Source organism: Symbiopectobacterium purcellii (assembly GCF_019797845.1).
GTDB lineage: Bacteria > Pseudomonadota > Gammaproteobacteria > Enterobacterales > Enterobacteriaceae > Symbiopectobacterium > Symbiopectobacterium purcellii.
The window spans coordinates 4,683,238-4,703,671 of sequence record NZ_CP081864.1 but is presented as its reverse complement, the minus strand read 5'-3'; the positions used below and the strand labels follow the sequence as shown (position 1 = coordinate 4,703,671).

General features: G+C 55.3%; 15 protein-coding genes and 3 pseudogenes. 2 read left to right on the top strand and 16 right to left on the bottom strand.

All coding sequences use genetic code 11. The features are described from left to right. Positions 1-226: 226 nt before the first annotated feature. Positions 227-2,674 (top strand): glycogen phosphorylase, encoded by a 2,448-nt coding sequence (gene glgP, locus K6K13_RS21905; protein WP_222158832.1) that lies wholly within the window; start codon positions 227-229, stop codon positions 2,672-2,674. A 479-nt stretch (positions 2,675-3,153) separates the two neighbouring features. On the opposite strand, the gene K6K13_RS21900 is transcribed toward glgP, so the two are convergent. After that, positions 3,154-3,825, bottom strand: a complete 672-nt coding sequence (locus K6K13_RS21900) for an epoxyqueuosine reductase QueH (protein ID WP_222158831.1) — start codon at positions 3,823-3,825, stop codon at positions 3,154-3,156. Between the two features lie 225 nt (positions 3,826-4,050). Here K6K13_RS21900 and K6K13_RS21895 point away from each other — a divergent pair. Next, positions 4,051-6,170 (top strand): annotated as a pseudogene (locus tag K6K13_RS21895) (YgiQ family radical SAM protein); the annotation flags it as partial. On the opposite strand, the gene K6K13_RS21890 reads toward K6K13_RS21895, so the two are convergent. From K6K13_RS21890 to K6K13_RS21820, 15 genes and pseudogenes are all read right to left on the bottom strand, one after another. Next, positions 6,110-6,811: an RNA polymerase sigma factor gene (locus K6K13_RS21890; protein WP_350338163.1), complete on the bottom strand. Its 702-nt coding sequence runs from the start codon at positions 6,809-6,811 to the stop codon at positions 6,110-6,112. The pseudogene K6K13_RS21895 and the gene K6K13_RS21890 sit on opposite strands and share 61 nt — an antisense overlap. A gap of 11 nt (positions 6,812-6,822) precedes the next feature. Then, positions 6,823-7,248 carry a hypothetical protein gene (locus K6K13_RS21885; RefSeq protein ID WP_222158830.1) on the bottom strand — a complete coding sequence of 142 codons (426 nt, stop codon included), beginning with the start codon at positions 7,246-7,248 and terminating at the stop codon, positions 6,823-6,825. Positions 7,249-7,394: 146 nt separating this feature from the next. After that, a complete protein-coding gene (ydhT, locus tag K6K13_RS21880; RefSeq protein WP_222158829.1) occupies positions 7,395-8,396 on the bottom strand; it encodes a protein YdhT in 1,002 nt (333 codons plus the stop codon). Between the two features lie 10 nt (positions 8,397-8,406). Next, positions 8,407-9,197 (bottom strand): annotated as a pseudogene (gene phsC / locus K6K13_RS21875) (thiosulfate reductase cytochrome B subunit). After that, positions 9,194-9,865, bottom strand: coding sequence for a 4Fe-4S dicluster domain-containing protein (locus tag K6K13_RS21870; protein ID WP_222158828.1), 672 nt, complete (start codon positions 9,863-9,865; stop codon positions 9,194-9,196). The pseudogene phsC and the gene K6K13_RS21870 overlap by 4 nt, the downstream one beginning before the upstream one ends. Positions 9,866-9,925: 60 nt before the next feature. Beyond that, positions 9,926-10,648: a YdhW family putative oxidoreductase system protein gene (locus K6K13_RS21865; RefSeq protein ID WP_222158827.1), complete on the bottom strand. Its 723-nt coding sequence runs from the start codon at positions 10,646-10,648 to the stop codon at positions 9,926-9,928. 16 nt (positions 10,649-10,664) lie between these two features. Beyond that, the gene (locus K6K13_RS21860; RefSeq protein WP_222158826.1) at positions 10,665-12,767 is read right to left on the bottom strand and encodes an aldehyde ferredoxin oxidoreductase; all 2,103 of its coding nucleotides are present in this window, start codon (positions 12,765-12,767) and stop codon (positions 10,665-10,667) included. A 60-nt stretch (positions 12,768-12,827) separates the two neighbouring features. Beyond that, positions 12,828-13,445, bottom strand: coding sequence for a ferredoxin-like protein (locus K6K13_RS21855; protein ID WP_222158825.1), 618 nt, complete (start codon positions 13,443-13,445; stop codon positions 12,828-12,830). A gap of 712 nt (positions 13,446-14,157) precedes the next feature. Next, on the bottom strand, positions 14,158-15,657 hold the full coding sequence (gene glpD, locus K6K13_RS21850; protein ID WP_222158824.1) for a glycerol-3-phosphate dehydrogenase: 1,500 nt from the start codon (positions 15,655-15,657) through the stop codon (positions 14,158-14,160). A 233-nt stretch (positions 15,658-15,890) separates the two neighbouring features. Further along, entirely contained in the window at positions 15,891-16,577 is a 687-nt protein-coding gene (locus K6K13_RS21845) for an L-ribulose-5-phosphate 4-epimerase (protein WP_222161221.1), read from the bottom strand. Next, a complete protein-coding gene (locus tag K6K13_RS21840; RefSeq protein WP_222158823.1) occupies positions 16,577-17,437 on the bottom strand; it encodes an L-ribulose-5-phosphate 3-epimerase in 861 nt (286 codons plus the stop codon). The genes K6K13_RS21845 and K6K13_RS21840 overlap by 1 nt, the downstream gene beginning before the upstream one ends. 10 nt (positions 17,438-17,447) lie before the next feature. Then, positions 17,448-18,101 (bottom strand): 3-keto-L-gulonate-6-phosphate decarboxylase UlaD, encoded by a 654-nt coding sequence (locus K6K13_RS21835; protein WP_222158822.1) that lies wholly within the window; start codon positions 18,099-18,101, stop codon positions 17,448-17,450. 10 nt (positions 18,102-18,111) lie between these two features. Then, positions 18,112-18,582 (bottom strand): PTS ascorbate transporter subunit IIA, encoded by a 471-nt coding sequence (gene ulaC, locus K6K13_RS21830; RefSeq protein WP_222158821.1) that lies wholly within the window; start codon positions 18,580-18,582, stop codon positions 18,112-18,114. Positions 18,583-18,591: 9 nt separating this feature from the next. Continuing rightward, on the bottom strand, positions 18,592-18,900 hold the full coding sequence (gene ulaB / locus K6K13_RS21825; protein WP_222158820.1) for a PTS ascorbate transporter subunit IIB: 309 nt from the start codon (positions 18,898-18,900) through the stop codon (positions 18,592-18,594). A gap of 16 nt (positions 18,901-18,916) precedes the next feature. Further along, positions 18,917-20,314: pseudogene (locus tag K6K13_RS21820) on the bottom strand (PTS ascorbate-specific subunit IIBC). Between the last annotated feature and the right edge of the window lie 120 nt (positions 20,315-20,434).

Genomic DNA, 20,434 nt, shown 5'->3' with positions numbered 1-20,434 from the left:
CCCTTAGGGCGAGACGCATTTATGCGTCTCGTAACGCGGCAAGTGAAGGCATCCCGATGAACTTACACCGGTAAGTGATTCGGGTGAGAGAACGTAGCCAACGTCCCTGTAACTTGAAGGATGACGGGTATGACCGTGCGTTGCATGGTGAGGACAACATGCAGGGGCGTTAGCGATCTCGGTCAAACAACGCTTGTCGTAACACTCATGATTGGGAATAAACGTAATGAACTCTCCGTTTATCTACAACTCACCCACGCTTAGCGTGGACGCGCTAAAGCATTCCATTGCCTATAAGTTGATGTTCAGCATAGGTAAAGATCCCTCTATTGCCAACAAGCACGAGTGGCTGAACGCCACGCTGCTCGCGGTGCGCGACCGCATGGTGGAACGCTGGTTACGCTCCAACCGGGCGCAGCTCTCGCAGGATGTGCGACAGGTCTACTATCTCTCGATGGAGTTCCTACTGGGCCGAACGCTGTCGAATGCGCTGCTGGCGATGGGGCTGTACGACGATCTAAAGCAGGCGCTGGACGACATGGGGCTGGATCTGGATGAGCTGATCGAGGAAGAGAACGATCCTGGGCTGGGCAACGGTGGCCTCGGGCGTTTGGCGGCCTGCTTCCTGGATTCGCTGGCGACGATGGCGCTGCCCGGCCGCGGTTATGGCATTCGCTATGAATACGGCATGTTTGCGCAAAAGATTGTCAACGGTCAGCAGGCGGAATCCCCGGACTATTGGCTGGAATACGGTAACGCCTGGGAATTCCCGCGTCACAGTACGCGCTATACGGTGCGTTTTGGTGGGCGCGTACAGCAGGAAGGAAGCAAAGCGCGCTGGGTGGAAACCGAGGAGATCATTGCCAGCGCCTGCGACCAGATAATCCCCGGTTACGACACTGATGCGACCAACACGCTGCGGCTGTGGGGGGCGCAGGCCAGCAGTGAAATCAATCTGGGCAAGTTTAATCAGGGTGACTACTTTGCTGCGGTGGAAGACAAGAACCACTCGGAGAACGTGTCGCGGGTGCTTTATCCCGATGACTCCACCTACTCTGGGCGCGAGTTGCGCCTGCGTCAGGAGTACTTTCTGGTGTCTGCCACGGTGCAGGATATCCTCAGTCGTCACTGGATGATGCACAACACCTATGACAACCTGGCGGATAAATTTGCCATTCACCTTAACGACACCCATCCGGTGTTGGCGATCCCCGAATTGATGCGTTTGCTGATCGATGAACATAAATTTAAATGGCTGGATGCCTGGCAGGTGGTGACGAGCGTCTTCTCTTACACTAACCACACGCTGATGCAGGAAGCGCTGGAAACCTGGCCGGTGGAGATGTTGGGCAAGATTTTGCCACGCCATCTGCAACTGATTTTTGAAATCAACGAGCACTTTCTCGAAGAAGTGCAGAAAAAATTCCCGAAAGACAACGGCTTGCTGTCGCGTGTTTCCATCATTGATGAAACCAACGGCCGCCGGGTGCGTATGGCGTGGTTAGCGGTGGTGGCAAGCCACAAGGTGAATGGTGTGTCGGAATTGCACTCCGATTTGATGGTGCACTCACTGTTTGCGGATTTTGCGCGCATTTATACCGATCGTTTTTGCAACAAGACCAACGGTGTCACACCGCGACGCTGGCTGGCGCTGGCGAACCCGTCGTTGTCGAAAGTGCTGGATGACGCGATTGGTAAGAACTGGCGTACCAACCTCAGCCAGTTGGAAGATATCAAGCCACAGGCGGATTTCCCGGCGTTTGTGCAGAAGGTGCGTAAGGCGAAGCTGGCGAACAAGCAGCGTCTGGCGGAGTACGTGGCCGAGCATCTGGATGTGGTGATCGATCCTGAGGCGTTGTTCGATGTGCAGATCAAGCGCATTCATGAGTACAAACGGCAACTGCTCAATCTGCTACACATTATCACACTGTATAACCGCATTAAGGATGAACCCAAGGTCAAGCGCGTGCCGCGCGTGGCGATTTTTGCGGGCAAAGCGGCGTCGGCGTATTACATGGCGAAGCACATCATCAACCTGATCAACGATGTCGCAGCGGTGATCAACCACGATCCTGACATGCATGACAAGTTGAAGGTGGTGTTTATTCCCAACTACAGCGTCAGTCTGGCGCAGGTAATCATTCCTGCTGCCGATCTGTCTGAGCAGATCTCGCTGGCGGGAACCGAAGCCTCCGGCACCAGTAACATGAAATTTGCGCTCAATGGGGCACTGACCATCGGCACGCTCGATGGGGCCAACGTGGAAATGTTGGAGCACATTGGCGAAGAGAACATGTTTATTTTTGGCAACACCACGGAACAGGTCGAGGCGCTGCGAAAGAACGGTTACAACCCGCGTGAAATTTACGAGAAGGATGAGGAACTACGTCGGGTGCTGACACAGATTGCCACCGGTGTTTTCAGTCCGAACGATCCCAGACGCTACGGCGATCTGTTCGACTCGTTGGTGAATTTTGGTGACCACTGGCAACTGTTGGCGGATTATCGCAGCTATGTGGATACCCATGACCGGGTGGATGAGCTGTATCGCAACCCCGATGAATGGGCGCGCAGAAGCATCATTAATATCGCCAATATGGGTAACTTCTCATCTGACCGGACTATTCAGGAGTATGCCGACGATATCTGGGATATCAAACCGATACGGTTGTAGCTTCCCCACGTTATCCTCGGCGAAAGCCGGGGATCTCCGGCAGAAAGAACGCGTTTCCTCTGTAGGAGATTCCCGCTTTCGCGCTGAGGAATCCCCACAAATCCAGGCCAAGCCTTTTTGTTGGTGCAGTGGATGTTTCGTGCGCATTAACCAACACGGATTTCTGAAACCGTTGCAGCACGCGCCCGACACGAGGCGCTCAATCGCCGCCGCCTCGTGACTCCAGGCTTTTCGCGATAAATCACGCCGCTACGCGGTGCCTTCGGGGCCCGAGCCCACTGACGGGCCGCCAGCGACGCGTTCCCGACGCGGCGCTGACTTTCGCGGCGTCCTGCCGCTCACCCTGTGGTCTCGTTCCCCTCAGCGTTATTTTTTACGCGATATAACGTCAAATAATTCAACGCATTAAAACCATGCCGCTTTACGCTATTTGCTCTGGGGATTCCCGCTTTCGCGGGAATGACAGGTAGAGTACGCGATCACCCGTGTGATGACTCCCCAGTACCGTAATACAGTTTCCCGATTTTAATCAGCGGTCTGCCTTGCGATTTGCGGTGCAGATTGCTGTCGCGCAGGGAATACACGCAACCGCAGTATTCTTGCTGATAAAACTGCTCCCGCTTGCTGATCTCGATCATGCGCGCCGAGCCGCCCCCTTTCCGCCAGTTGTAATCCCAGTACACCATGCCCGGATAATGCGAGGCAGCCCGCTGGCCGCAATCATTAATTTGCTGCATGTTTTTCCAGCGCGAGATGCCGAGCGAACTGCTGATCACCGTAAAGCCGTTTTCTGCCGCGTACAGTGCGGTACGCTCGAAGCGCATATCAAAGCACATGGTGCAGCGCACGCCGCGCTCTGGCTCCCACTCCATCCCTTTTGCCCGTTCAAACCAGTTATTCATGTCGTAATCGGCATCAATAAAGGGCACCCCATGCTTCTGGGCGAAGCGAATATTCTCTTCCTTGCGGATGAGATACTCCTTCTGCGGGTGAATGTTAGGGTTGTAGAAGAAAATGGTGTAGTGAATCCCTGCTGCCTGAATGGCTTCCATCACCTCCCCTGAACACGGTGCGCAGCACGAATGCAGCAGGAGTTTGTTCGCCCCGTTAGGGAGCGTCAGTATCGGGCGTTTCAACGCTGTGTTGGTCATATATTCTGTTATGTGGCTGGCTACACTTGCCTGAAGTGTAGCATTGCAAACGCGCAAGATGGCTAACGGCCTCACCCGGTGCGTTTTCTTGCAATATCGATGCGCGTTTTTTGCACAAGGCAATTTTCATGATCTGTCTCATTTCCTGTGTAAATTCCCCCCCTTTTTCTGTGGAAATCGGTAGAATTTCCGGCCCTGATAATCCCCTGTGTTGAAGAGTTAACCGTGTCCACAAGCCTGATTGTTCCTGAACGTCATCTGTTTTCTTACCCTCGCTACTGGGCCGAGTGCTACGGCACAGCGCCATTTTTGCCCATGAGCCGCGCTGAGATGGATGAACTGGGCTGGGACAGCTGTGACATTGTGTTGGTGACAGGGGATGCCTATGTGGATCACCCTAGCTTCGGTATGGCGATCGTTGGCAGGATGCTAGAGTCTCAGGGATTTCGGGTTGGGATATTATTGCCCAGCCGGATTGGACGCAGAAAAACGACTTTATGCGTCTGGGCAAACCGAATCTGTTTTACGGCGTGACGGCGGGCAATATGGACTCGATGATCAACCATTACACCGCCGATCGCAAAGCGCGCCATGATGATGCGTATACGCCGGATAATGTTGCCGGTAAGCGCCCGGACCGCGCCACGCTGGTCTATACCCAGCGCTGCAAGGAAGCTTTTAGTGATGTGCCGGTGGTGCTGGGTGGCATTGAAGCCAGCCTGCGCCGCATCGCCCATTACGACTATTGGTCAGACAAGGTGCGCCGTTCGGTGCTGGTGGACGCCAAAGCCGATCTGTTGATCTATGGCAACGGTGAACGCCCGCTGGTGGAGATTGCACACCGCTTAGCGGCTGGAGAGCCCATTAGTTCGATTGTGGATGTGCGCAATACTGCCGTGCTGCGTAAAACCGCGCTGCCCGGTTGGACGGGCGTTGACTCTACGCGGCTGGATAGCCCCGGTCGCATCGAACCTATCCTTAATCCCTACGGTGAAGACTTGCCCTGTGTGGCGCATACGGTAAAAGGCTCCACCAGCGGCAAGCCCATTACCGTCCAGGCGCACAAGCCGAAGCCGTGGGAAAAAACCTACGTGTTGTTACCCTCGTTCGAGAAGGTGAATAACGACAAGGTGATGTACGCACACGCCTCGCGCATCCTGCACCACGAAACCAACCCGGGTAGCGCCCGTGCGTTGATGCAAAAACACGGCGATCGCTATGTGTGGATTAACCCACCGGCTATTCCGTTGCAAACGGATGAGATGGACGCAGTCTATGCCTTGCCGTATCAACGGGTGCCGCACCCCTCCTATGGCACATCGCGTATTCCGGCTTACGACATGATTCGCTTTTCCATCAACATTATGCGCGGCTGTTTTGGCGGATGTGCATTCTGTTCGATCACGGAGCATGAAGGACGCATCATTCAAAGCCGTTCGCAAGAGTCGATTGTGCAAGAGATTGAAGCGATCCGTGATGAAGTACCGGGATTTACCGGCATTATCTCCGATCTGGGTGGGCCCACGGCCAACATGTACATGCTGCGCTGCCAGTCGCCCAAAGCGGAGCAAACCTGCCGCCGCGCGTCTTGCGTCTACCCGGAAATTTGCGCGCACATGGATACCAACCATGAGCCGACCATTCAGCTCTATCGCCGTGCCAGAGCCCTTAAAGGCGTCAAGAAGGTGTTGATCGCTTCTGGGGTACGCTACGATCTGGCGGTAGAGGATCCGCGCTATATCAAGGAATTGGCCGAACACCACGTGGGTGGCTACTTGAAAATTGCCCCGGAGCACACGGAGCAGGGGCCGCTATCGAAGATGATGAAACCCGGCATGGGCAGCTATCACCGCTTCAAAGAGCTGTTTGACACCTATTCGCGTCAGGCGGGCAAAGAGCAGTATCTGATCCCGTACTTTATTGCCGCTCACCCCGGCACGCGCGATGAGGATATGGTCAACCTGGCGCTGTGGCTGAAAAAGAACCGCTTTCGGCTGGATCAGGTGCAAAATTTCTATCCTTCACCGCTCGCCAGTTCTACCACCATGTATTACAGCGGGAAAAATCCGCTCAGCAAGGTGGATTATCACAGTGAAGAGGTGGTGGTGCCGCGTGGCGATCGCCAGCGCCGTTTGCATAAGGCGCTGCTGCGCTATCACGATCCGGCTAACTGGGGGCTGATCCGCGAGGCGTTAACCGCGATGGGCATGAAGCACCTGATCGGTAATCGCCGTGAATGTCTGGTGCCAGTGGCAACGGTCGATGAGCGCCGCAATGCCAAACCCTATAACAAAAGAAATACGGCGCAGGATAAAACCGCGCAGCCTGCGCTCACCCGTTTCACCGGGGAAGGCCGGCGGCCAGCGGTGAAGAAAAGCGTTGGAAAAGCAAGCAATAAGCAGGGGCAGACCGGTAAGCGGTGAGTGGGCTGCCGCCTCAGGCTTGTGTCACGGCCTGAATAAAGCCACTGTAGCCGGACGCGCAGAAACTGCACGGCCTGATGCTTACGTGACAGCAGGGTTTCCACGGGGATGCCGGTTTCCTGCGCCAGTTGTTTGAAGCTGTAACCCTGCAACTCGGTTTTCTCAAAGGCTTCTCGTTGCAGCGCGGGCATCTCTTCCAGCGCTGCCGCCAACTCTTCCCACACCAGGTGGTACAGATAGGCATCTTCTGCGCTGTCAGGCGGACTGAACAAAATATCGGCCAGTTCATCGCCTTCCGGCCAGTTCTCCGTTGCCATTTCCGTGAGCGAGATGTCGCGCGGTTTGCGCGAGCGATCGACCAACTCGTTGCGCGCAGCGCGAAATAGCCAGGCAGAGACGTGCTCTATCGGATCAAGGTAGCTGTCGGCTTTGAGCAGCCGATAGCTGATTTCCTGAAAGATGTCTTCCGCCTCAGCCGTGCTGCGCGTGCGCCGAGAGATAAACGCACGCAGTCGTCGTTGACAGGCTTCCAGCGCGGTGAGCAGAACGTTTTGCCTTTGCATGGCGTCAGCCATTACTCCGTTTTTCCGCTTTGGTCGGCGGGTTTATCGCTTGCCACCGAGGTATCATGCTGCTGGTCATGGCACGCCTGATGCTTACCACGACGGTGCGCGAAAGGGCCGCGATGAAAACGGTGGCCGCAGTGGTCTCCGTGTGGACCAAATCCCCGCTGATGGAAAAAGGCATCGCGCTGTTCCTGACTCATGGATAACCAACGCTCACGCATTTCGCGCCCGTGCCGGCCAAAAAATCCGCGATAGCCGATGCCACCGAACAGTATCTTACACAGGATCAGCAGCCCCAGCGCCTGGAAAAAACCAATGCTTTGGACGCCAAAAATGGCGGGCAGCAAGGCATTCCACAGCAGCATGACCAGTGTGGCAATCGCCACCACCGCCAGCAAGCCAATACCCAGCATTTTAAATTTACGATCGTGCATGTCATCTACTCCGTGTTGTTCTGATAATGAGGTAGACGAATCAGGCAGAGAAATATTTGCCTCAGGCGGCAAATTTTTTAAAAAAAGGTGATAGCACCGAAAGCTGTGCGCCTCAGTAGTGAACTGATACCGCGACGGCGAGAGGCTTAGTCGTTGACGCAGTGGGCGGGAGTGAGGCGTTGATTTTCTGTGTTATCCGCGAGCGGCTCTATCTTGCCGTGCTCTGTCAGGCGATAGGGGACACCAGCAACAATGCCGTTTTCTCCTTCATAGACGGTGACAAAACGCAGGCGTTTACCGTCATGGTAGCTGAGTGCCGCACAGCCACCGACGCCCAGCGTGAACTGTTGCACACTGCCGCTAGAGCAAAACACGCTGTCGCTACCGCTGGCCTGTAGCGTGACGTTATCGCCACTGTTGGTGATACGGCTGCCCACGCCCTGCGTGTAGATGTGACTGCCGTCGCCGGCATTTGCCACGCGCGTTGAGGCGCCTTGGCTGGCGAGGTAATTGCGTCTGCCGCTGTTGGTGATGTGGGTGCCACGACCGGCACTGCTGATTTTTGTCGCATTGCCGCAGTTGGCAATGCGCGCGCGATCGCCCAACGCACTGATGCGGCAGTTCTGCCCGGTATTGCTCATTTTGGCGGCAAAGCCGCTGCTCACCAACTGGCAGCCGTAGCCTGCGCTGGCGATGCTGCCGTTATCGCCGGATTGACCGATAAAGTTGCCGTTACCGGTGGCAGCCAAATGGCTCTGAAAGCCGGAACAGCCGATATTCAACGCGTGATCGCCGCTGGCAAACTGCAAGGTGCACGACAGCACTGGCGTGAAGCGGCCACTGGCGTTGCCGCGCGGGGTGATGTGTAACTGCTCTGCCTGACAGCGTGTCAGCTGTGCGGCCAGGGTTCGCGCGCTGCCGATCTCCTGTTCCAGAAACGGCCGTGCGCCAAAGCTGTGTGCGTAAGCATAATCCACCAGGCTTTCCAGCCAGGCGCTGTGACCATCGCCAATCAGCGCCTCGTGAATTGCCTGATAGCTGCCGCCCGTTGGAAAATGTCGCAGGAACCAGCGATACAAGTCGCGGCTAACGTGCAGCGCGCGTAACTGTTCACGAGTGATGTGCGGTTCTCCGTGGGTCGGCATCATGGGCTCTCCGTCAGTGCCTGTGGTAGCCATCGACCATACTGCGGAAGGTCTGGGTCGGCGTGCGCCCGGTGGTGCACAGATAGAGATGCCCACAGATAAAGAACACGCTGAGTACCGCCAGCATAAAATGCACCGGCAGCAGCCAGGCTTTCACCAAGACCCATCCGGCGGGCAGCCACAGTGGGTTATGCAATACTACCCCTGAGAGCAGCAGTAGCGGCACCAGGCTGTACATCACCCCCAGATAAGCCACCTGCTGTAGCGGGTTGAACTTGGCGCGCGGCGTGGCCGGGAACGGATGGTCTTCACCCTTGATAATGCCGTAAAGATAAAAGCGCACTTGCAGAAAAGCCCGCTGACCCCATCCCTGTCGCTCGATAACGTAGTGGTGCCCGTTGCCGCCCAGCGCATTAATCAGCACAAACGCCAGCCAGCACACCAGCAACAGATAGAGTAGCCGCACAGGCTGTGCAGCGATACCAGCAGCGCGGTATCGTGCGTACCAAGCAGCGCAAAGTGGTTGATGAAACCGCTCGCCAGCAACAGGATAAGCAGCAGCGCGTTGCTCCAGTGCCACAAGCGTACCGCCCGTGAGTAGAGATACACCTTCTCCTCATGTCCGGCAGCATGCGGCGCGGCGAAGCGGTAACGCAGGAAACCGTGCAGCGCCAACACGCCCAGCATGCCGACAAACGCCACGCCAGCCAGAATCAGCCAGATAGGCCAATAGTCGGGGGTGTAGAGATAAACATACTGATACAGCTGGGACTGAAATTGCTCAGCGTTAGGCATGATATTCATGCGTTCACCTTCTTCACTTCATGGGGTCCCGGCCGACGATAGAGGTGCGGTTTACCCACATTTGGCAACTGATACTCATAGTAGTCGTGTGTTTTCAGCCAGTTCTGCACCACATCGCTGTCCTCTCGTCCGAAGATCAGCGCATTCTGTGGGCAGGCACTGACGCAAATGGGCGTGAATCCTTTCATCAGACGCGATTCCAGACAGAAGTCGCATTTATCCGCCACATGGGTAACCGGGTTCAGGTAGCGCACCTGATACGGGCACGCGGAGATGCAGTAGCTGCACCCAATGCACTTGGGCTTATCCACCCGCACGATCCCGTTGCTGTCGTCGCGGTAGGACGCGCCCGTCGGGCAGACGGTAATGCACGGTGCATCTTCGCACTGCTGGCAAGAGTGACGGAAAAAGTGATAGGTGTTACCGGATTCAGGCGGCGTCATCGCAATGTGCGCAATGCTCATGCGCGCCGCGCCGGTAGGTACCTTATTGACCTTATGACAGGCAACGGTACAGATATTACAGCCGTTGCACTTCACTTCATCATGGATCATGGCATAGCGCACGGGGGCGCCTTTTTCCGCTTTACCCAATGCCGAGAAAACCGGTGCGCTGAAAAAAATCACCGACCCCATGCCGAGGACAAATTTACGGCGTGAGCATGTCATCTTCCATGCCTCCCAGAAAGTACGTTATTCATTGTGATCCACGCATACCGGGCGCGCGGGCTAGGGGTTCTCATATTGTTCCACCTCAATCCATTCACAGAGCCCTTGGGCTTTGCCGACACTCATGTAGCGGTCGCTGTACAGATAGATGGCGCCGTTGGAGGCTTCCACCGGGTGAATATCCTGATAAGCCTCGGTGTCGGCGAGAAAGCGCAACGTGCTTGCTATCTTGTCGTCATCAAATCCATACGGGTGCAGCGCCAACATGCCGGCCTTGAACGGACGCGGATAGGTTTCACACTCAAAGCGGACGGTCTGCGCCAACGTCGCGCAGGCGTCCTGCTCATGCGTGAAGATCAAAATCCGCGCGTAGTTATGGCTCATGTAACGGTCGGAATAGTAGAAACAGGTGTCCTGCTGCGCTATCTCAACGATATCGCTGCCTTGTTCTTCGGCACGAATCTGCATTAACAGGACATCCAGTTCCTCTTCGGTTAACGCGTAGGGCGGCGCTAACAGGTCGCGCCGATCCACCACCGTGCCGTTGGCAGAGCAGCCACGCAGGTAATCCGCCAGAACCAGGTAAGGGGCTTTGGGCGCTTCCTCTGTCGGCGCGGTTTCCTGCGCTGCCGGTGCATCGCGCAGTGCGACGCTTAGCGGCAGCAACAACCTGCGTCGGCGCATATCCGGTGCATCGCTGTCTGCAACGCCCTCTGCGGCGGCAAGCGCCGCAGAGGGCAATTCATCAGGCGGCGTTGTTTGGTTATCCACAACAGTTTTCATGATTGATGCCTTGTACTCAGGCCGGCAACAGGTTGTGCGCCGCCAAATCGTCTGCCACCTCTTTCAGGTCAAGACGTTCCAAAACGGCACGCGTCGGGCAGCCCAGTTCAGGGTCCCAACCCATGGCGCTGTAGAACATCGTCAACGATTTCTGCACATCGTCGCGATCCATCTTGTCGGTGCCTTCACTGAACGCGGGCAGTTTCGGGTCCTTATCGAACACCCAGTCACAGATCTGATCGTGCTCACGGCGCATATCCATGGTGTTCATCAGCTTCACGGTGTAGGCGCGGTGTAACGTGAAGATACGCTCTGCCGCCAGATCGAGGCTGGCTTCGGTGGTATCTTCGCCGGTGACGGCAGCAAAGAATTTCGCTTCCATTGCCAGATCGCCGCGGTAGTTACGGCTTTTGTGCGGTGATACAGTCATCGGCCACACCCAGTTACACAGCGTCACGGCATCGTGCAGGCAGCTTCTCAGCAGCGTCCACTTGGCGTAATCAATCTTGTAGCGGTTGATTGGGGTGTAGCTTTTGGTTTCGTCAAAAGCGTCAGCAGAGCCGAACAGCTCAGCGGCGATCTCTTTTTGCAGCTTGAGCGGCAGGCCGCTGCCAATGTAGTTAATGTGGGTGTGCGTCATGGCATCACGGTTGAACATGCAGTTGACGATCGTCCCCACCTGCGCCGAGGCTTCGTTGGCATGGTGCACCGGGAAGCCCATGGGCGACCACAGCTTGTTCTTGGCGTAATTCCAATATTCTGGTCCCAGATTCCAGCGCTCTGCGATGAAGTAGGAGCCGTCGGACAAATGGCTGAATTCGCCGATACGGTGGGCCAGACGATGGTAGATGTCCTTGATAAAGTTAGGATCGCCTTCTTCCATCAGTTTCCAGGGAATAGACGCATACTCTTCGGCGGGCAAAACGCGTTTGAACACGCCGTGGGTATGGCAGTAGGTGAAGTCCCGGTGCAATTGACCGTAGTTACACCACAATCCCATGTCGTCGAAGATACTCAGACCGACCAGGTTTCCGACCACGTTGCCATCGCCTTTTTCAGCGATATCTTTGGGGCCGTTGGGGAAGATGGTGGTGTGCACAAAGTTGGCGACACAGGTGTTGCCGCCGGTGGTCGGTCCGCCAAACTGCTTGGCCTGCGGCACGTTAAGCTGCGACATACAGTGGATCGGGCAGGAGTGGCATCCGCCCATTTTCACCGTGTATTTTTCCGCGGCGGGTCCCAGATCGAAGGTGGATTTCATGGTGCGGAAACCAACGGTGTTCTGGTTGCCCGGCGGGATTTCGCCGGTTTCAATCGGGCCGCCTTCCGCCGCCTGCCAGTACAGGCCCTTGCGCGCGGTCCAGCGTGATTTCGGGTCAGAATATTCAGCCCATGCCTGCGGCGTGCTCGGGACAACGTGGTTATTGTTGGCACCGATGAGCTGCGTCATCATGTATTCGTTGAGCGCTTTGAGTTCTTCGCGGTTAGCGACGTTAACGCCGTGGCTACCCCACACCGCGATGGCTTTGAGATTTTTGGAACCAAGCACGGCCCCGACGCCCGCACCGCCGCTGTGGTTGCGGCTATTTAGAATGCCTGAGAGCGGTACCAGATTTTCCCCGGCCGGGCCGATAGCCGCGACGCAGGTTTCTTCACTGGTGGCGCGACAAATTTCTTCGGTGGTGGCTCGCGTGCTTTTTCCCCATAGGAAAGCGGCATTTTCAATTTTGACTTCATCGTTCTGAATATTAATCCAGACCGGTTTTTCTGCTTTGCCTTCAATAATAATGGCGTCGTAGCCCGCATATTTCATGTAGGCGGCAAAGAACCCCCCCATATTCGCATCAACAACCAGATGGCCCCGGGTAAAGGTCGACAGTGAGGTAATATTGACGCGCGAACTGCACGGTGCACCGGAGCCGGTCAGCGACCCGACGGCGAAAACAACTTTATTGCCCTCATCGAAAGGTTTGGTTCCGGCTGGCACCTCGTCATACATGATTTTATAGCCAAAGCCCATTCCGCCAACCATCTTTTTATATTGGCTGGAATCCTCTTTGCTGATGGTGCCGGTGCTCAAGTTGATACGTAATATATTACCTGTCCAACCGTTAATCATAATTTTTCTTCCTGCGTATGAAACGCCGCGTGAATAAGGGGATAAGGCCCATCGCCGTTATCAGACGGTAATCTCTTTCCATTCGATAATGGATAATGCCCCGGTCGGGCACGCCGTCGCGCATTCACCGCACAGAATGCATTTGCCCGATTTTTTGGTCTGCGGGTTAACGGTCGCCATCATCCAGGGACAGGCGGCGCAGCCGATGCAGCGCTTGGTGTCCACGGCGATGCTGCCATGCTCTTCATTGAAGGCGATCGCCTTGATAGGGCAGGCTTTCATGCATTCGGGATCTTTACACTGCCGACAGGTGTCAGTGGTGAAATTGAGATCGCCGTACAGGCCGCCGCCGGAGCCAAGTCCACCGTCGCCGTAGTAGAAATGGCGATGGATTTTGACGCGTGAGAAATAGGAACCAACGCTGCCGTCATTAAACGACGTACAGGCGGTTTCGCAGCGATGGCACCCGGTGCAGCGGGCGCGGTTTGTCACCAGCACGCCTTTGGGGGTGGTCGTCAGCCCGATAACGCCGCTGTCGATCTGTTCCTGTCGGCACCCCAACAGTGAAAGCAGCGCTGGCGCAATAGTGATCCCTGCCAGGCCTTTGCCTGAAATCCGCAGGAATTCGAGTCTTGTTAGTCCCAGATCCAATAAAGGACGCTCAACCTGATTAGGCATTTAATTTTCATCCTCCGCATACCCGAATACATGAGCACGGAAATCAACGCAGTACAAAACACGCAACAAGGCGGCAAGAAATAACGTGACAGTAAACACTAACCGTTGTATAAAATAGTTAATAACGATATCTCATCACAACGGCTTATTACCCGCGTCTGTTTTGCGAACTGACTTACGATGCAATGTTGAATAGGACGGAGGTCATGATTGGCTATCAGTACTAATAATAGAGTACTTGATATGCAATTTATTACTCCGTTAATCATTAATAAGAATGGGTATTTTATTATATTTATTCTGTGAGCTATATCGTAGAAAAATAAATAGCCATTTATTTTTTGTGGGTATTGATTATTATTCTTATTTACATCCTGCCTGATATTTATTTAATCCATCGTTTTCCTTCTTGATATAAATATATTCCTCGATTTTAAATTCCATTAACATAATAAATAACATTGTGCGCAATGTTTATTATCATTCGTTTATTATTTACTGTTACTGGCCCGGTTTATTTTCTTGAGATGACGCTGCTTTGACTTGCGTCTGTGAGAGCAGATTAGCCTGAAGAGGGGAAAAATGATTAACCATATTTTTTGAGTGGGTAATGGGCGTTGTATTCCGCGAAATGTTAACGTTTCTTTCGTGTAAAAAACGAACAGGTTACCTTTCGGCAACCTGTCGTGGGGGGAGCGGTCTGGCAGAAAAATTACTGTGCGGTAACTTTGGATTGGCGATAGGCACTCAGCCAGTCAGCGACGCGCTGTTTTTGCTCATCATTCAGCCACATGCCCAGCTTGGTACGACGCCAGATAGCATCCTCCACGCTGACAACCCACTCTTTGTCGGCCAGATAGCGCAATTCTGCTTCGTAGAGGTCGTGTCCGAAGTTTTCGCCGAGGTCATGAATGCCTGTGGCGTTCGTCAGGATCAGTTCGCTGTGGGAACCGTAGGTGCGGGCATAGCGACGCGCCAGAGATTCCGGCAGATTGAAACGACGGCGCAGCGCAGCGGCGTATTCGTCGCGCGTACCGGCCAAATCGCCGCCGGGCAGCACCGCGTTTTGCGTCCAGGCCTGACCGCTGTGCGGATAGTATTTTGCCAGTTTCTCCATCGCATGCTCTGCCAGCTTGCGGTAGGTGGTCAGCTTGCCGCCAAACACCGACAGCAGAGGCGCTTTACCGTGCTCGTCCGCCACCGACAGCGTGTAATCACGGGTAATGGCCTGCGGAGAATCCGACTCATCATCGCACAGCGGGCGCACGCCGGAATAGGTCCATACGATATCGTCTCGTGTCAGCGTCTTTTTGAAGTGATCGTTGTAGACATCCAGCAAGTAGGCCGTTTCTTTGTCGTCGATCTTCACGTCATGCGGATCGCCGTGGTATTCCACGTCGGTGGTGCCGATGATCGAGAACTCATCCTGCCACGGAATCACAAACACAATGCGGTTATCTTTGTTTTGCAGAATGTAGGACTGTGGTTCGTCGTGTACGCGAGGCACAACAATGTGGCTGCCTTTGATCAGACGAATGCCATAAGGGGATTTCAGCTCCAGCCCATGATCGAAGAACTCTTTCACCCAAGGGCCCGTGGCGTTGACCAGTCCTTTCGCCTGCCAGGTATGGGTTTCTCCGGTAACGCTGTCGACGGCATCGATGATCCACAGATCGCCTTCGCGACGCGCCCGCGTCACTTTGGTGCGGGTGCGCACTTCGCCGCCGCGTTTCACCACTTCCTGCGCGTTCAATACCACCAGACGCGCATCGTCTACCCAGCAGTCGGAATATTCGAAACCGCGCGTTAATTCGGGTTTCAGCACCGAGTCCTTGCCGAATTTCAGGCCGTGACTGGCGGGCAGGCTGACGCGTTTGCCCAGATTGTCATACATAAATAACCCGATACGAATCATCCAGGCCGGGCGCAGGTGCGGCTGATGGGGCAAACGGAAGCGCATTGGGAAGATGATGTGCGGTGCCATCTTCAGCAATTTTTCACGCTCGGAGAGCGCTTCGCTCACCAAACGAAACTCGTAATGTTCCAGGTAGCGCAGGCCGCCGTGGATCAATTTTGAACTGGCAGAGGAGGTCGCGCTGGCAAGATCCTGTGCTTCTAACAGCAGCACCGACAAGCCACGGCCCGCGGCATCGGCTGCAATGCCTGCGCCGTTGATGCCCCCACCGATCACGATAAGGTCTTTGGTTTCCACGCGTTCTCCTCCGTGTCCAAAAAAAGGTCAAAATGTTCGTTTTCGAGCATTATCATAATCGAAAACAAACACCACAGCCAAGGATTAACCAAATAAAAACATTTAGGCGTGATGCAGGTAACATATTGTTGAAGGTTGTCACATAAAGTATAGGGGATTGGTGCGAAGAAGGGCGCGTAATTGGCAGAGAATACGGTCATTTCTCGCGTTGGCAAGGAATGACCGTCGAGGCGTTATTTTTGCCCGTAGTAGGCGTTCGGGCCGTGTTTGCGATTAAAATGCTTGTGCTGCAATGCGCTGTCGAGCGCGCGCAGATGAGGGTTCAGCGTGCAAGCGAGCCAGGCCATGCGCGCCACTTCTTCCAGCACCACCGCATTGTGTACCGCTTCTTCCGCATCTTTGCCCCAGCAGAACGGCCCATGCTGGTAGGCAATCATGCCGGGGGTGTGCAGCGGATTGCGATCTCCCAACGTCTGGGCAATGACCACACCGGTATTTTTTTCGTACTCATGCTCCACTTCGTGCGCCGTCAGTGGACGGGTGCAGGGAATGTCGCCAAAAAAATAGTCGGCGTGCGTGGTGCCGAGCGCAGGAATGTCTAACCCGGCCTGTGCCCAGGCGGTGGCGTGGGTGGAGTGCGTGTGCACAATCCCCCCCATTTGCGGATAGCGGCGATACAGCTCCAGATGTGTGGGGGTATCTGAGGAAGGGCGATAATGCCCTTCAACCAGATTGCCCTGTACATCGACCACCACCATATCCTCGGCCCGCATCACTTCATAGGCGACGCCGCTGGGTTTGATAACCACCAGACCGCGTTCGCGGTCGATAGCACTCACATTCCCCCAGGTGTACGTCACCAGACCGTGCTGAGGCAGGGCCATATTGGCTTCAAAGACGCGTTGTTTCAGTTGCGCTATCATGCGGCTTCCTCCACGGGCAAACCGGCGCGTTCCATGCGCTGTTTCACCCAGTCGCGCGCTGCGAGCACTTCTTTGATCGGGTCGGGGGCATTCTCGCTCCACATCTCAATCAGATAAGGACCACGGTAGCCGCTCTCTTTCAGCGTGGTAAAACAGCGTTCGAAATCCACGACGCCAGTGCCGAAGGGCACGTTTTTGAAGACGCCGGGGCGGGTATCTTTCACGTGCACCGCGACAATGTGGCCTTGGCCTGCGCGCAACTCCATCTGCACATCATTATCCCAGGCCGAGAGGTTACCGATATCGGGATAGAGCTGGAACCACGGGTTGTTGAGGTAGTTGGCATAGCCTAGCGCTTTGCTGATGGAGTTCATCAGGGGGTAATCCATGATCTCCATCGCCAGTGTGACCTGTGCGCGGCTTGCCATTTCTACCGCGTGTTGCAGGCCGTCGCGAAAACGTTCACGTGTTATCTCATTGGCTTCCTGATAATAGACATCGTAACCGGCCAACTGAATCACGCGAATCCCCACATCCTGCGCCAGCGCAATCGCTTTATGCATGATGGTGAGTCCCTGCTCGCGAATGGCGTCATCCTGTGAGCCCAGTGGGAAGCGGCGGTGCGCGCTCAGGCACATGGAAGGCACCCGAATACCGGTAGCCGCAATGGCATTGACTAACGCCAGACGCTGTTCCCGATCCCAATCCAGCCGGGCTAAGCGCTCGTCGGTTTCATCCAGCGACATTTCGACGAAATCAAAGCCCAGTTCGCGCGCCAGTTGTAAGCGTGCCAGCCAATCCTCGCCGGGAGGTAACGCTTTTTCGTAGATGCCCAGCGGCACCGCTTTTGTCAGCATGTGACTTCCCTTAGCCCCACAGTTGGGCAATACGGCGTTTAAACTCACGGGCAGCATCGACCGTGCTTGCCGCATCGCGGATACTGCGTCCGGCGATAAAGACGTGAATCGGGATGCCCTGAAATAGCGGCAGATCGTCCAGCGCCAGACCACCGGTGACGGTGACTTTAAAGCCCATTTCTGCCAGGCGCTTGATGGCGCTGATGTCGGTTTCGCTCCAGGCGACGCCCGCGGCCTGTGCATCCCGGCTGCGGTGATACACCACTTGCTGAATCCCAGCCGCACGCCAGGCTTCCGCTTGCTCCCAGGTCCAAAAGCCGGTCAATTCGATCTGTACATCGCCGTCGAATTCGCGCGCTACCGCCAGGGCGCCGGCGGCAGTGTTAATGTCCGCGCAGCAGATCACCGTGACCCAGTCGGCATTGGCTTCAAAACACATGCGTGACAGGATTTTCCCCGCGTCGGCAATCTTGGCATCGGCCAGCACGATCTTGTGCGGATAGAGCGCTTTCAGATCGCGCACGGCACGCACCCCTTCGCCCACGCATAGAATGGTGCCGACTTCGATAATGTCCACCTCTTCGGCGATCAGACGTGTGGTGTTGTAGGCATCGGACAGCGTCTGGTTATCCAGCGCAACTTGTAACATCGGTAACTGTGGCATTGGGGACTCCTTATTCCGTCGCAGCCAGCGTGGCGCGATCAATCAGATCTAAAACATCCTGCTCGGTGCGGCAGGCGCGCAGGCGATCGAAATTCGCCTCATCTTCAAACAGATTAACGATCTGCATAATGCCCACCTCTTGGTGTGCGGTAGCATCTTCGGCGGCCAGCGTGATCAGCAGATCTACCGGATCGTTATCTTCATGGTTGAACGGCAGTGGGGTTTTTAGTGTTACCAGCGCGAAGCCGGTTTTTTTCACCCCTTCCTCCGGGCGGCCATGGGGCATGGCAAGCCCGGGCGCTATCACAAAGTAGGTACCAAAACGTTCTACGCCATCGAGAATCGCCTGGTAGTAGCGCGGCTCGACCACATCAGCGGCTACCAACAGATCGACACCGATTTTGACCGCTTCTTGCCAGGTGGCGGCCTCCGCTTGCAGGCGGATTGACCGGTTTTCCAGTAGAGAATCGCGCAGCTTCATGGAAACTCCTTACGCTTTAGCATCCTGAGGGAAGTGGGCATTGATCACCTCCATCAGCTTGGGACCAAACTCAGCGGCAGAGAGCATATTGCGCACGCCGACGACATATTTGTTGCCGCTTACGGTTATCTCATCCGCCACGTGGGTTGAGGCGATAATGATGTCCGCGCCGCTCAGCTCTGCTTTGTATTCTCCGACGGCACAGCTGTTGACGGTGTGTGCCACCCCTTGTTGGGTCAGGAATTGATCCACCTTCATCTTCATGATCATGGAACTGCCTTGCCCACAGCCGCATACGGCCAGAATCCGAACTGTCATGGTGCTTTCTCCAGCGTCATTGCGCGGTGGTTTGCGCGAGTTGTTTTTCTGCATCTTCTTCAGCCCGCAAGGTGCGGCTGGCAAAGTACATGTAGGCCACCGCGATGAGGATCACCACGCCCATAAACCACAGACCCAGCGTCATGCCTTGCATCAGTGGCGGAGCCAGAATTGACCAGTCCGCCATGCCCATCCAGGCCGACAGTCCGGTGAGTTTTACCGCCCATACGCAGCCAAAAATCTCAATCATCCCCATCACCAGACAAATTTTCAGCGCTGCGCGCCAGCCGCCAAAGTGGTTGGCAAACACGCCGATGGTGGCGTTGGAGAAGAACATCGGGATAAAGCCGGGGATGATCATGATGGGCGAGCCGATCCCAATCAAAATGCCAACGGCGATCAGTTGGCCGATAGTGCCCCACATAAAGCCCCATACCACGGCATTCGGGGCAAAGCTGTAGATGGCGGCGCAGTCGATCGCCAGCACGGCACCGGGGATAAGACGTTGAGAGATGCCGTTAAAGGCTTCGGACAGCTCGGCAACGAACATGCGCACGCCCTGCACGATGATGAAAATGGCAACGGCGAACTGGAAACCGGTTTGCAGGATATAGACGGTCCAGTGGGTTTTTCCTGCCATCTTCTGCACCGTATCGATACCGAATGACAGTAGGATTGCGCCAAAGAACACGGTCATCACGATGGCAGTAGAGACAATGTTGTCATGGAAGATATTAAGCCAGCCGGGCAGCTTCAGATCTTCGACGCTCTCTTCTTTTTTACCCAGATAGGGGGCGAGTTTGTAGGCTAACCATGAGGCGAACTGCTGCTGGTGGCCGATGGAAAAACCACAGCCGTCGGTCACTTCTTGCGTCGGTTTGTACATCATGTTGGAGGTAATCCCCCATTAGAGCGACACCAGCACAGCGCTGCACAGGATGGTGGTCCACATTGGGTAACCGAGAATATAGAAGAACACCGCCAGCAAACCCGCCTGCTGAAACATGATATGGCCGGTGAGCATAATGGTGCGAATGCCGGTAATACGGCGCAGCAGGACATAAACAATGTTCAGCGCCAGCGCCAGCAGCACCGCATAGCCGACCCAACTGTAGGCGTCTCCCATGCGTTCGATAGTGGCCATCATCGAGGCGTAAGTGTCAGAGATAGCACCATTAATCTGATACACCTCGGACATCTTGGCGACCACGGGTTTGAAGGTGCCGGTCAGGATGCCGGAGCCCGCCTGCAACAGCATAAAGCCGATGATCGTCTTGATGGTGCCTTTGATGATCACCGTTGCGCTTTTGCGCAACAGCAGGTAGCCGAGAAAGGTCACAATGCCCAGCAGCAAGGGGGCATTGGTCATGACCTGATTAAAGAAAATGGTGAAGATGTTGTAGAGAGTTTCCATGGAACACTCCAATCGATTTTTATTGTTACCGTTTTACTGCTCTTGCCTGCCATCACGGCGGCTTACAGGGAGTGACGCGATGGCTGACATAACCGGGCGTAGAGACTTCAGTAATCACTA